This window comes from Marinobacter sp., from assembly GCF_041690455.1.
GTDB lineage: Bacteria > Pseudomonadota > Gammaproteobacteria > Pseudomonadales > Oleiphilaceae > Marinobacter.
Genome location: NZ_JAWLHI010000004.1, coordinates 45639 through 57718, shown reverse-complemented (window position 1 = coordinate 57718; position 12080 = coordinate 45639). Strand labels below are relative to the sequence as shown.

The 12080-nt window shown below is 57.2% G+C and carries 13 protein-coding genes and 1 tRNA gene; 7 read left to right on the top strand and 7 right to left on the bottom strand.

The window, feature by feature from the left end:
- Positions 1 to 8: 8 nt before the first annotated feature.
- The 3 genes from bhcC to bhcA are packed head-to-tail and all read right to left on the bottom strand — an operon-like array spanning position 9 to position 3355.
- Positions 9 to 1178, bottom strand: a complete 1170-nt coding sequence (bhcC, locus tag ACESMW_RS01545; RefSeq protein WP_372985328.1) for a 3-hydroxy-D-aspartate aldolase BhcC — start codon at positions 1176 to 1178, stop codon at positions 9 to 11.
- 25 nt (positions 1179 to 1203) lie between these two features.
- The gene (gene bhcB, locus ACESMW_RS01540; RefSeq protein WP_372985327.1) at positions 1204 to 2166 is read right to left on the bottom strand and encodes a beta-hydroxyaspartate dehydratase BhcB; all 963 of its coding nucleotides are present in this window, start codon (positions 2164 to 2166) and stop codon (positions 1204 to 1206) included.
- Positions 2167 to 2185: 19 nt separating this feature from the next.
- The gene (bhcA, locus tag ACESMW_RS01535; RefSeq protein WP_372985326.1) at positions 2186 to 3355 is read right to left on the bottom strand and encodes an L-aspartate--glyoxylate aminotransferase BhcA; all 1170 of its coding nucleotides are present in this window, start codon (positions 3353 to 3355) and stop codon (positions 2186 to 2188) included.
- 297 nt (positions 3356 to 3652) lie between these two features.
- Between bhcA and ACESMW_RS01530 the strand changes: the two genes are divergently transcribed.
- Positions 3653 to 4420, top strand: a complete 768-nt coding sequence (locus ACESMW_RS01530) for an IclR family transcriptional regulator (RefSeq protein WP_372985325.1) — start codon at positions 3653 to 3655, stop codon at positions 4418 to 4420.
- 375 nt (positions 4421 to 4795) lie between these two features.
- Positions 4796 to 6103, top strand: a complete 1308-nt coding sequence (locus ACESMW_RS01525) for a carboxylate--amine ligase (protein WP_372985324.1) — start codon at positions 4796 to 4798, stop codon at positions 6101 to 6103.
- Positions 6104 to 6145: 42 nt separating this feature from the next.
- Here the strand turns inward: ACESMW_RS01525 and ACESMW_RS01520 are convergent, their stop codons facing one another.
- Together ACESMW_RS01520 and ACESMW_RS01515 are read right to left on the bottom strand one after the other, a co-directional pair.
- Positions 6146 to 7285 carry a histone deacetylase gene (locus tag ACESMW_RS01520; protein ID WP_372985323.1) on the bottom strand — a complete coding sequence of 380 codons (1140 nt, stop codon included), beginning with the start codon at positions 7283 to 7285 and terminating at the stop codon, positions 6146 to 6148.
- 214 nt (positions 7286 to 7499) lie between these two features.
- Positions 7500 to 7590, bottom strand: a tRNA-Ser gene (locus ACESMW_RS01515).
- Positions 7591 to 7803: 213 nt separating this feature from the next.
- Here ACESMW_RS01515 and ACESMW_RS01510 point away from each other — a divergent pair.
- From ACESMW_RS01510 to ACESMW_RS01490, 5 genes are all read left to right on the top strand, one after another.
- Entirely contained in the window at positions 7804 to 8502 is a 699-nt protein-coding gene (locus ACESMW_RS01510; protein WP_343809739.1) for a Bax inhibitor-1/YccA family protein, read from the top strand.
- A 90-nt stretch (positions 8503 to 8592) separates the two neighbouring features.
- On the top strand, positions 8593 to 9009 hold the full coding sequence (tusD, locus tag ACESMW_RS01505) for a sulfurtransferase complex subunit TusD (protein ID WP_372985322.1): 417 nt from the start codon (positions 8593 to 8595) through the stop codon (positions 9007 to 9009).
- 2 nt (positions 9010 to 9011) lie between these two features.
- Positions 9012 to 9362 (top strand): DsrE family protein, encoded by a 351-nt coding sequence (locus tag ACESMW_RS01500; protein ID WP_372985321.1) that lies wholly within the window; start codon positions 9012 to 9014, stop codon positions 9360 to 9362.
- A 4-nt stretch (positions 9363 to 9366) separates the two neighbouring features.
- Complete coding sequence (gene tusB / locus ACESMW_RS01495; RefSeq protein WP_372985320.1) at positions 9367 to 9648, top strand: sulfurtransferase complex subunit TusB; 282 nt, start codon at positions 9367 to 9369, stop codon at positions 9646 to 9648.
- Between the two features lie 3 nt (positions 9649 to 9651).
- Positions 9652 to 9978, top strand: coding sequence for a TusE/DsrC/DsvC family sulfur relay protein (locus ACESMW_RS01490; RefSeq protein ID WP_372985319.1), 327 nt, complete (start codon positions 9652 to 9654; stop codon positions 9976 to 9978).
- Positions 9979 to 9988: 10 nt separating this feature from the next.
- Here the strand turns inward: ACESMW_RS01490 and ACESMW_RS01485 are convergent, their stop codons facing one another.
- Entirely contained in the window at positions 9989 to 11155 is a 1167-nt protein-coding gene (locus ACESMW_RS01485; protein ID WP_372985318.1) for a hypothetical protein, read from the bottom strand.
- A 239-nt stretch (positions 11156 to 11394) separates the two neighbouring features.
- Positions 11395 to 11982, bottom strand: coding sequence for a Fe-S biogenesis protein NfuA (nfuA, locus tag ACESMW_RS01480; protein WP_372985317.1), 588 nt, complete (start codon positions 11980 to 11982; stop codon positions 11395 to 11397).
- Positions 11983 to 12080: the final 98 nt, after the last annotated feature.

Genomic DNA, 12080 nt, shown 5'->3' with positions numbered 1-12080 from the left:
CAACCTCCTCAGAAAGCCTTGCCGCGGGCACTGACGGGCCACAGGGTTTCAACTTTGCCGTTGCGCACCCCCACGTACCAGTCGTGAACATTGCAGGTAGGATCACAGTGTCCCGGCACCAGTTTCAGCTTCTCGTTGATGGCCAGAACGCCCTGGGGATCGGCAATGACTCCGTGTTCGTCCGAGCACTTGATGTATTCCACATCGTCCCGCCCGAAGATGAACGGCAGACCACTGTCCACCGACTGGGCCTTGAGGCCGGCATCGCAGATGGCCTTGTCGGACTTGGCGTGGCTCATGACGCTGGTCAGGATGAACAGTGCGTTTCGCCATTCGCCCTGGTCGATGCGGTTACCTTCCTTGTCCTGGATTCGACCGTAGTCTGCGTCCATGAAGGCGTAGGAACCGCACTGGAGCTCGTTATAAACGCCCGAATTGCTCTCGAAATAGTAGGAACCGGTTCCCCCGCCGGACACCAGTTCCGGCTCAAGCCCGACCTCCTTCAGTGTGGATACCGCCTCACGGACCATGCTGATCGCGGCGTCCAGCTTGGCCTTGCGATCCTCATAGGAGGTCATGTGCTGCATCGCGCCCTGGTAGGCCTGGATTCCGGTGAACCGGAGGTTCGGTGCTTCATCAATCGCCTTCGCCAGATCGACGACCTCCTCCGTTGTGGTGACACCGCAGCGCCCGGCCCCACAATCAATTTCCACAAAGCAGTCCAATTGAGTGTCATGGCGCTGAGCGGCCGCCGACAGCTCCGGGACGTTGTCAGGGTCGTCTACACAGACAATGGTCCTGGAGCCCAGCTTCGGGATCCGGGCGAGCCGGTCGATTTTGCCGGGGTCCCGAACCTGGTTGGACACCAGGATGTCCTTGATGCCGCCCCGGGCAAAGACTTCCGCCTCAGAAACCTTTTGACAACACACTCCGACGGCGCCACCAAGTTGTTCCTGCAGCCGGGCGATATCCACGGACTTGTGCATCTTGCCGTGGATTCGGTGGCGCATGCCGTGGGCCCTGGCGTAGTCCCCCATTTTCTTGATGTTGTATTCCAGTGCATCCAGGTCCAGCACCAGGCACGGGGTCTGGATTTCGCTTTGATTCATGCCGATCGCTGCCGGAATGTCATAGCCCACTTCCGGGTTGCCAGTATTCTTCAGATTCATGTTCGTCATTACCGATATCCTCGTTGTTTGTTATTCAGGTCCAGGGAAGTGCGTCCAGATCCACATTGCCGCCGGTTACGATCACACCGACCCGTTTTCCGCGGAACAGCTCGGGGTTCTTCAGAATGGTCGCCAGGGGTACGGCAGAACTCGGCTCCATGACAATCTTCATTCGCTTCCAGATCAGCTTCATGGCGTCGACTATCTCTTCCTCACTGGCGGTCAGAATGTCCGAAACGTGATTGCGCACAAAGTGCCAGGTCAGTTCTTTCAACGGGACTTTCAGACCGTCGGCGACTGTGTCCGGCGCATCGTCCGCAATGATGTGACCTGCCATGAACGATCGGGCAGCATCATCTGCATTGAGAGGCTCGGCGGCATAGATCGCCACATCCGGCGCCGCACTGGATAGTGTCAGGCAGGTGCCCGATATCATGCCCCCACCGCCAATCGGCGCTATCACCGCATCGAGGTCCGGCACCTGCTCAAGCAGCTCCATGGAGCAAGTCGCCTGGCCGGCTATCACCCTCGGATCGTTGTATGGGTGGACAAAGTCCGCACCGGATTGCGCCACAACCTCGGCAAAAACCGCCTCGCGGGAACTGGTAGAGGGCTCGCACTCGACAATGGTGCCGCCGTAACCGAGCACCGCCTCTTTCTTCGCTCGGGGCGCCGTATGGGGCATGACGACGGTAACCGGAATACCCCGCCGGCCCGCCGCATAGGACAGGGACAATGCGTGGTTACCGGAAGAGTGGGTAGCCACACCGATGCGGGCCTGCGCTTCACTCAGCCCGAAAACCGCGTTGCAGGCCCCCCGGACCTTGAACGCGCCGGCCTTCTGGAAGTTCTCACACTTGAAGAACAGTTCGGCGCCGGTCAGTTCGTTGATGAACCGGGAGGTCAGAACCGGCGTGCGATGAATGTACGGCTCTATACGCTCCCTCGCGGCCAGCGCATCTTCAAAGGTTGGTATCTGTTTGATTTGTTTGTTCATGGTTTTCCTCGCCAACTCGTCAGCTTGCTGTCCTGCGGAAATAGTCCTGGGCGGCACGGACACCGCTGCCCAGGTCAATTGGGTAGTTCAGATCCGCCATCGCCATCTCTATGGTTGCCAGCCCGGAGAGCATCATGACGTCGGTGAGCGAGCCCAAATGACCGATCCGGAACGCAGCGCCGTCCTTTTCCCCCAGCCCCACTCCGAAAGACACACCGTATTTTTCAAAGGCGTGGTCAGTAAGTTCGTTACTGTCGAAGCCCTCGGGCACCAGAATCGCACTGACCGTATCCGAGTAGAGGTTGGGAGACTTCGCGCAGAGATCCAGTCCCCAGGCACGGACTGCACAGCGAACCCCTTCTGCCAGCCGGTAATGACGGGCATAAACGTTGTCCAGCCCCTCCTCGAACAGCATCCGGAGGCTTTCCCGGAGACCATGAATCAGCTGCAGCGGCGGCGTGTAGGGGTAGCCACCCTGCTCATTGGCCACCCGCATGACCTGAAAATCGAAGAATGCCCTTGGCAGAGTCGCACACTCCGTTGCCGCCAGTGCTTTGGGGCTGACAGCAAGAATGGCGAGGCCAGTGGTCAGCATGAAGCCCTTCTGCGAACCGGCTACCGCAACATCCACGCCCCACTCGTCCATGGCAAAAGGCATGGACGCCAGCGAACTGACACAGTCGACGAACAGCATGGCCGGATGGGAGGCCCGGTCCAGGGCGCTTCGCACTGCAGCTATATCGCTCTTCACGCCCGTGGCGGTTTCGTTATGGGTGACCAGCAGGGCCTTGATCTCATGCCCGGTATCGGACCGTAGCGCTTCCTCAAACCGGTCCGCCGGCGCACCGCTGCCCCACTGACAGTCAATAACCTGGACCTCCAGGCCGTGCCGGCGGCACAAATCGATCCAGCGATGGGAAAACATTCCGTACCTGGCAACCAACACCTTGTCGCCGGGGGACAGGGTGTTACAGATCGCTGCCTCCCAACCGCCGGTGCCACTCGCGGGGAAGATGATGACTTCGCCGCTCTCGGTACCAAACACCGACTTGCACTGCTGCAACACGGGCCTCAGCGTTTCCACAAAGTCCGGAGCGCGGTGATCACGGGTCTGAAGCTGCATTGCAGAACGCAACCGGTCAGGAATATTGGTGGGGCCGGGTATGAAAACGGGATTCTGATCCGACATTGATTCCACTCCGTTTTTTGTATTTATGTCCGGTGGCGGGATCTGCATTACTGCATGCCGCCTTCAAATCCACCGTAGGAGTGAGGCTATTTTTGCGCAATACGCAAAGATTCCACATTATGGAATTTGAGAAAAAAGTGGTTAACGTTATCTTTTTCCATCGACTTTTCAGCAAGTTAAACCGGCAATAAATAGCTAACGACACATTCCGTATTGTGGAAGCCACCTCCATATGACAAAATTAGCGTCATAAATTTCCCGCGAACCGCTGCTACCTGAAGGGACGAAAACATTTCAATGATGGATACGAAAACGGAATCGAGAATCCAGGTAATCGACCGGGCGGCCATGCTCATGGAAGCCATCTCCCGGTACTCCAAGCCGGTAAAACTGAAAACCCTGAGTGCTGATACCGGGCTGGCACCGTCCACGGCGTATCGAATCCTGCATTCGTTGATCAGCAATCGCTTTGTCGAGCGTGATTCCAACGGCGATTACCGGCTAGGCCAGCGGCTACTGCAGCTGGGCAACCGCCTCCACACAGACATAGACCTGCGGGCTGTGTCCCTGCCCTACATGGAGGCCCTGTGTAAGCAACTGGGGGAAACGATCAACCTCACCATCCGCGAGGGCGATGTTGTGATCTACTTCGAGAAGGTCACCCCGAACCGGATGATGCATGTAAACCAGATAGTGGGAAGCCGGGCGCCATTGCACGTGACCGCCGTGGGAAAACTGATGCTGGGGCTGGCGGGAGAGGAAGCCATCCAGGCCTATGCAAGCCGGACCAACCTGCCGGCCTATACCCGGAACACTCTGTCGTCCTTGCCGGAGCTGGAGGAGGCCTGTATGAAGAGCATGCGCCAGGGCTATGCACTCGACAATGAGGAAGCCGAGATTGGTGTTGGCTGCATCGGGGTGCTCATCTACGACCGTTCCGGAAACGTGAGTGCTGGGCTGTCGGTTTCGGCGCCTATCGAGCGTCGCAAAGATGAATGGATCGCAGAATTGAAACGCGCGGGAGAGGATATTTCACGCCAGCTTGGTTACCGGCCTGACAGGTAGAGGACTAAACAGCAAAGATCAGCAGGGATGCTGGGCAAGACAAAACTACTATGGAGGATGACACCGTAAGCATCCCTGTTTTAGTCCCATACCTGCTTTTAACCCTCCTTTTCGCAGAGCGCTGCTGCCCCCAACAAATACCAGTAAATAAAATTAAATTCCGCTCTCATTATATGAGTTTTATTGGCGAACAGCTGCCGTGTTCCGGTTCCCCTACTCCAGTTTGTTACCAGACCGGTTAAATCCTATATTGAAAATAGGAATGCACTACCCCGCAGAATCTGCCCGATGAGAACTGCCCTACCTAACGGCTCCGCTAACCTGGTGCATTTCGTTGTGGACATAGTTCTGACTTAACCACAAGGAGAAGCTAGCATGTCGATAACGTCAGAAACTCAATTAGCTAAAGATGTATCAGGCTGGCTCGACCCAACCATGGACTCGGTTCGTGGGACGGAAACGCCCAAGAATCCGGACAAAGGTTACATCGCCCTGCTTGGATGGAGCTTAAATGCGGTCAAGGCCGCGCAAAAGTTTGACCGCCGCTACATCGTTGTAGCTCCGGATTGGGCTGCGGATTTCTGTACCGCAAATAAGATCCCTTTTATCCCATGGGATTTTACCCGTCTGAATGACCGGTCCATGGAGATTGCAGAAAGGCTAAAGGCGGAAGGCGTTGATGTAGCGCTACCGCTCTTCGAGGAAACCGTCGAGTGGTCAGGGGCCATCAACTCAATCCTGTTTAACGAACCTCATATGTACGGTCAGTCTATTCTGTTCCGTGACAAAGCTCTGATGAAGCGCCGTGCACAACTTGGCGGTATTCGCGTAGGGATTTTCCAGGAGGCATATGAGAAAGAGGACATCGTCCGCTTCATGAGGCGCGTCAACCAGACACTACTGCACCTTGAGGGTGACCCGGACGACCCGATTCACGTCAAGGCATTCGACAAAGCCGGTTGCCTCGGCCACCGAATGATTCGCAAGATAGAAGACATTGACGCCATTGCGCCGGAAGACTATCCGTTGCTGATGGAAAGTCATCTGAGCGGCTGGGAGTTTGCCGTTGAGGCGTGGATCCACGACGGAAAAATCAAGTTCCTTAATATTTCCGAATACGTAACGCTGGGTTACTCGGTATTCGTCCCGGCTACCAATGAACTTGAGAGCTGGCGTAACGCGATCACCAAGCAGATCGAGCTGCTGATCAAAACCTTCGATATCAAGTTCGGTTTTATTCATCCAGAGTACTTCGTCACCTCTGACGGCGAAATGTACTTTGGAGAAGTTGCATACCGTCCGCCGGGGTTCAAGGTTTTCGAGCTTATTGAGAGAGTCTACGGATTCAATGCGTACCAGGCTTCTATGTTGGTGTTCGATCCTAAAAGCACCAAAGAGGAGGTAGATAGTTTCTTCCCCCGCGAAGTGGTTGACGCGAAGGGCTATGCAGGTTGCTTCGGTGTATATCCAAGACGCCGCGTGGTCAGCAGGCTCGAAATGCCCAAAGAAACGATTGAGCACCCCTATTTCGAGTCCCACGAATTGGTCGCACCTAAAGAAGAGATAGTTCCTGAACGGTTAGCATACGGCACTCATTGGGGCCTGATCTTCTTCTTTGGTGACGACCCCATCAAGATGCGGGATCTGCTGAAAGCCCAGGAAGAGCTGGATTTCTATGTTTAGAGGTTAGCCTCAGTGCGCATGACTTCCCGCCGCGAAGCCACGCTAATCGGTTATTGTGCCGCCGGGCACCAGCGCCGCGATGTACCTGGCATGGAACTCGGCTACATCGGAAACCACCGCACAGCCGGGATCGTCAGCCAGGATGTTAAGCGCATTCACCGGTTTCCCTGACAGCGCTTCGCTCACGGCATAGGCGCTGTCAGCCAAAGCCTTGGCGTTGTAGCCACCTTCCAGCACCAGTACCAGGCGGCCATCACAAAGTTCGTCGGCCAGGGCCCTCATGCGCTGGGTGACGGCGGCATAACCGGTTTCATCCATGTTGCAGACCAGATCGAGGTAATGGCAATCGAAGCCACTGGATACCAGCAGAATATCCGGCCGGAATGCACGTGCCGCAGGGCGCACCACCTGATCGAATACATTCAGCAGCGTGGCGTTGCCAAAACCCATGGGCAGTGGCACGTTGAGATGGTAACCAAGGCCCGCTCCAGCTCCAGTTTCGGCCAGCAGGCCGGTGCCCGGATAGAATGGTGCCGCACAATGGCTATCGACCACGAGCACGCTGGGGTCGTCATAGAAAATGGCCTGGGTGCCGTTGCCGTGATGCATGTCCCAGTCCCAGATCATGACGCGGTCATAACCGAGTGCTTTGCGTGCATGAGCTGCGGTGACCGCCACGTTGTTATACAGGCAAAAGCCACGGGCACGGTCAGCCGGAGCATGGTGCCCCGGCGGTCGCACGACGCAGAATGCCCGCCGGGCTTCACCGGCCGTGATCGCCTCGATCGCGCTGATTCCAGAACCGGCGGCCAGGCGGGCCGCTGTCACGCTGCCCGGCGATACTGCGGTCGTGTCCTTGGACAGCCATCCGGATTTTCCATCCAGCGACTCGATATGGGCCACATAATCTGCATCATGCGCCCGCTCGAGCTGAATGGCGCTGGCCGGGGCCGGCAGCATCCAGCGCATGCCGTCGATGGGATCCATAAGCAGCCGATCGACGATCGCTGTCAGGCGCTCTGGACGCTCCGGATGGGTATAGGTGTCCAGATTGGCATTAGGATACTGCAGCTCAATCATCGCTTTGACATCGTCAGTCCATTCGGGACGATCAGGATCCCAGCCGTGTGGATTGTGACCGAGCATACGGAAGTCGTAATAGAGCAATACGGTCGCTGTCATAGCTGTCATCACAAGACATTATGTTTTGATCTGCCCACCTCGGCAGCGTGGATTATGCTGAAATGGACACATACCAACACGGAGCCATACCGAGAGCGCAGGGTATGACAGAGTCTAATGCAGAAATCAGTGAACACAAAACCTGGTCGGCCTGGAGCATCGATGCAGGCAGGTTTTCAGAAGGAGGTATAAGACTTTGATTTGAAGAGAAAAATGGCGGTGGGCCAGGGATTCGAACCCCGGGAGGGCTACTAACCCTCGGCGGTTTTCAAGACCGCTGCATTCAGCCACTCTGCCAGCCCACCTTTCAAAACCATTGCTGCCGTTGCAACAGCGAGGTGCATGATACCGGAATTGCCTGTGCTGTCAACGCCCTGCATAAATCCCGCCGCACTTTTCAACATTAACGCGGTTTAATGGAATCCGCGGAGCACTTTATTGTCGTAAATGATTGAAAGTTGCGTATTCGACATTATGATTGGGGACAGTATCCAGTCGTTACACAAACGGAGATGACAATGGAAAACAGAAGATTCGGCGCTCAGAACCAGCAGGGTGCCTATTCCGCACCTCAGGCTGAGCGCGCGACTACTGGCATCAGCGCTGATGCAATGAATGTGCTGCGCAACACGTACATGCTCCTGGGCATGACCCTGGCCTTCTCGGCCCTGACCGCGTTCCTGAACATGAACGGAACCCACCCGGGCTTCCTGATCACTATTGTGGGCTACATCGGTCTTCTGTTTGCCACCTATAAACTGAAGAACAGCCCCTGGGGCATCGTGACCACTTTCGCCCTGACCGGCTTCATGGGTTACACCCTGGGTCCGATCATCGGTGCGTTCGTGGCAGCCGGTGCGTCCCAGATCGTCGCCCAGGCGCTGACACTGACTGCTGTCGCCTTCGTTGGTCTGTCCGCAACCGCGATCATCACCAAGAAGGACTTCAGCTTCATGTCCAGCTTCCTGACTGCTGGCGCATTCGTCCTGATCGGTGCCATGGTTCTGGCGTTCATCATGGAAAGCTCTGCCCTGCACCTGGCGGTGTCTGCAGGCTTCACCATCTTCGCCTCCATCATGATCCTGTTCGAGACCAGTCAGATCATCAAGGGTGGCGAGCGCAACTACATCATCGCTACCGTTGGCCTGTACGTCTCCATCTACAACCTGTTTGTCAGCCTGCTGCACCTGCTGTCAGCGTTCAGCGGCGAAGATTGATCGCCACTGAAACCAGGTTAACCGAAGCCCCGGCCTTGCCGGGGCTTTTACTTTGAGTAAACTGAAACCGCTATCAACACGGTACCGGCCATGCAGGATTCCACCCCGTTCTCGTTCACTCTCGTTATCACCGGAGCGCCCTACAGCTCCCAGGCACCCCAGAGCGCACTGAGCTTCGCCGAGGCTGCCATCAGGGCCGGCCATCGGGTAGACCGGGTGTTCCTGTACGGGGATGGCGTACAGCTTGCCTCCGCCCTCGCCTCGCCACCTTCCGATGAACCTCACTGGCCCCGGGAATGGAGCAGGTTTCTTGAGGAACACGGCATTCCCGGCGTGGCCTGCATTGCCTCGGCATTGAGGCGCGGCCTGGTGGATGAAGGCGAGCAGAAACGGTATGAGCTGCCCGCCAGCAACCTCCTGGCGCCATTCACCATCGCGGGCCTGGGCGAGTGGGTTGAGGGCCGGATGGCGTCATCACGAACCGTCTATTTTCACGGGAGCGACTGACCATGAGCACTTTGATTGTCATCGACCAGCCTCCCTATGGCAGTTGGGCCGGGCGGGAAGCCCTGGATATGGCCTTTTCGCTGGCAGCGTTTGATCAGCCCGTGTCGCTGCTGTTCTGTGGTGCCGGGGTGAACTGGCTTCGCAAGGGACAGGAGCCCGGAACGATCCGTCAGAAGTCGGTGGAGAAAAATCTGGCCGCGGCACCCATCTTTGGCGTGGAAGCCCTGCTTGCCGATGGTGACGACTGCAATCGCTATGGAATTGAGGCCGAACAATTGCTGGATGGCGTGACCCTCGTACAGGCCGACTCGCAACTGTTCACAAACTACAGCCACACCGCCTTTGCCGGATAACACCATGAGCGAGATCCAGACCCTGCACATCCTGAACAAATCCCCGGAACACCCGAGGTTTGCCCGCTGCCTGTCGATGGCCGGCCCGGACGACGCCGTCCTTCTGATCGAGAACGGCGTCCTGGGACTTGGTGCTGCGTCCGCCCGCGCCTCTGGCAAACTGATGGCGCTGGCGCCGGACATGGCGGCACGTGGAATGGGCGATCAATCCGGAACAGTGGAAACCATCAACTACGACGGTATGGTCGAGCTGACCACCCGCGCACAACAGGTAATCAGTTGGTAAACCATGAGTGAGCAGCAGATCCCACAGCGGAACAATGAAGGTTTTCTGGAAGATGCCTGGGCGTGGACCCCGGAGGTGGCGGAGGTCATTGCATCCGAAGACGGCATTGAACTATCCGTAAATCACTGGGAAATCATAGAGTTTCTTAGAGGTTTTTATAAACAACACGAAGTATCGCCCCCCTCGAACCGGCTCTTCGTCAAGGCGGTGAAGGAAGCCTTCGGGGAGGAGAAAGGCAACAGCATTTACCTGATGCAGTTGTTTCCCGGCACGCCAGCCAAGACCGCCTGCCGGATCGCAGGACTGCCCCGCCCGACCAACTGCCTGTAACCGAGGGTTCTCAGAACACCAGGTAGGTCAGACTCAGGAACTGGATGAGTCCAGCCACGGCACCGAATACGCCGCCGACTACCATCAGCTGCAGCTCTTCTTCGTGAAATGCCGGGCGCAGGATGCCCTGGAACTCCTTCGGCCCGAGGGATTTCATCTGTCCGGCCAGGACTCCCGCCACCACCGGTGCCCGCTCCCGGTTGAACGCCGGGTCCGAGAAGACATCCCCGGTGGCCACCACGGCTTTCTGGTACAGCGCTTTCTTCAGCTCGGTATAGCCGGTGACCCCGACCGAGACCTGTGCCGTCAACTTCATCACCGGAGAGCTGTCCAGCAGCGGCCGCAGGTGTTTCTGGATGATCGCCCGGGTACGATCGCCATGGGCGCCGTTGATCATGGCGTCGGCAACCCGCTCGACCGTAATCAGCTCTTCCGCCACCAGGCGTGCCCAGACATCGCTGATCTCGGGCTGTCGGCGCAGGAACAGGCCCTGAATCTTCCAGAACAGGAAACGGCGGGGTTCAACCGGAGTGAAGATCAGGTTGATGGCCAGCCAGTTGGTGAGGAAACCGACGGCAAACCCGCCAAGGGGAAGCAGCCAGGGTTCGGGATACCGGACCCAGAGCGGCACGAGCGCGGCACCCAGCAGTCCGCCGATGATCGCACCAAGATTGATTACCGACTGCAGCTCTACCGCCCCCGCCTCCTTGAAGATCCGGTTCATCAGATCCGGATGACGCTGGAGTTCCCGGCTTAACAGGGCCTTGAGGTCCACCAGCTCGTCCAGGTCGTCACCGAAGTCCTCCACCAGTTCCTCGACCCGCTCCGGCAACGCCTCCCTCGCCCACTTATAGATCCGGTTACGCACGAACAGGGGCGCGTTATCCCACAGGACCGGGTGATTCTCGTACATGATTTCATCGATGTACTCATCCACCCTCGGGGTCACCTGTGAGATCACCTGCTCAACGATGCGATGGGGCTCAAGTTTTTCGTAGACGGAATTCAGATCGCCGAATTTCTGCAGGGTTTGGTCAATGCAGATGTGCGCCATCTTCTCCGCTTTCCGGGGGATCACACCCTGCCAGCCAATCACACCGAAGCCGACAAAGCGGACCGGATAGAAGGACATCTGGATTGCCAGCCAATTGGTCACCCAGCCGGTGACAGCTGCCATGACAGGCACAGACAGGAGTGCTAGGTCGATCAAGTGTTACCCCGGTTGAAATTGCGGCCAGAGGCCGATGAAAGTTTGGTTCTTGGGTGCCAGCCAACAGTGTAGCGGGCCGGCATGTCAGTTTATGTGACTGATGATGAAGTAACTGAAATGTCACAACATTGGCCGTGAAGCCATGGGAGGCGGGGAATTGCGGCAGCAAAAACCCCGGCCTGATGGCCGGGGCTCTTAGAGACAACTTACTGGTAGTAAGCGTTTTCGGTGTAGGAGTGGTCTGTTACGTCGCGCACGGCGGTAATTTCCGGGACCCGCTCTTTCAGGGTGGTTTCAACGCCCTGCTTGAGAGTCAGGCTGACAGCCGAACAGCCCTGGCAGCCACCGCCGAAGCGCAGCACGGCAACAGACCCGTCGACGATCTCGACCAGAGACACATCACCACCGTGGGCCGCGAGGTTCGGGTTGATCTCGGAGGCCAGCACGTAGTTCACGCGATCCGGCAGCGGTGCGTCGTCGTCGATCTTGGGCACCTTGGCGTTCGGGGCCTTGATCGTCAGCTGGCCGCCCATCTGGTCCTTGGAGTAGTCAACGTACGCCTCTTCCAGGAACGGGACCGAGTTATGGTCCAGGTAAAGGGTGAACTTGCCGAGATCCAGCTGCTCGTCCGTCGGGACGACTTCATTGGGCGGGCAGTAGGCCAGGCAGGTCTCGGCATTCTTGGTGCCGGGCTGGGTGACGAAGATCCGTACGCCCATGCCCTCTACATCCTGCTTTTCAATGAGTTGCGCGAGGTAATCCCGCGCGGAATCTGTCACGGTAACCAATGCCATGTTTCCTACCCGTTTCGAAGTTTGATTCCTATTTTAAGAGAGTTCGCGGGAACATGAAAGACCAAGTAAAATAGTCGGGATTTAATCAGGTAATGAAT

What these genes read in the sequence shown, in the direction of transcription:
- bhcC (WP_372985328.1), bottom strand. Translation starts at nt 1,178, where the DNA reads ATGACGAACATGAATCTGAAGAATACTGGCAACCCGGAAGTGGGCTAT.
- bhcB (WP_372985327.1), bottom strand. Translation starts at nt 2,166, where the DNA reads ATGAACAAACAAATCAAACAGATACCAACCTTTGAAGATGCGCTGGCC.
- bhcA (WP_372985326.1), bottom strand. Translation starts at nt 3,355, where the DNA reads ATGTCGGATCAGAATCCCGTTTTCATACCCGGCCCCACCAATATTCCT.
- ACESMW_RS01530 (WP_372985325.1), top strand. Translation starts at nt 3,653, where the DNA reads ATGATGGATACGAAAACGGAATCGAGAATCCAGGTAATCGACCGGGCG.
- ACESMW_RS01525 (WP_372985324.1), top strand. Translation starts at nt 4,796, where the DNA reads ATGTCGATAACGTCAGAAACTCAATTAGCTAAAGATGTATCAGGCTGG.
- ACESMW_RS01520 (WP_372985323.1), bottom strand. Translation starts at nt 7,285, where the DNA reads ATGACAGCGACCGTATTGCTCTATTACGACTTCCGTATGCTCGGTCAC.
- ACESMW_RS01510 (WP_343809739.1), top strand. Translation starts at nt 7,804, where the DNA reads ATGGAAAACAGAAGATTCGGCGCTCAGAACCAGCAGGGTGCCTATTCC.
- tusD (WP_372985322.1), top strand. Translation starts at nt 8,593, where the DNA reads ATGCAGGATTCCACCCCGTTCTCGTTCACTCTCGTTATCACCGGAGCG.
- ACESMW_RS01500 (WP_372985321.1), top strand. Translation starts at nt 9,012, where the DNA reads ATGAGCACTTTGATTGTCATCGACCAGCCTCCCTATGGCAGTTGGGCC.
- tusB (WP_372985320.1), top strand. Translation starts at nt 9,367, where the DNA reads ATGAGCGAGATCCAGACCCTGCACATCCTGAACAAATCCCCGGAACAC.
- ACESMW_RS01490 (WP_372985319.1), top strand. Translation starts at nt 9,652, where the DNA reads ATGAGTGAGCAGCAGATCCCACAGCGGAACAATGAAGGTTTTCTGGAA.
- ACESMW_RS01485 (WP_372985318.1), bottom strand. Translation starts at nt 11,155, where the DNA reads ATGGCAGCTGTCACCGGCTGGGTGACCAATTGGCTGGCAATCCAGATG.
- nfuA (WP_372985317.1), bottom strand. Translation starts at nt 11,982, where the DNA reads ATGGCATTGGTTACCGTGACAGATTCCGCGCGGGATTACCTCGCGCAA.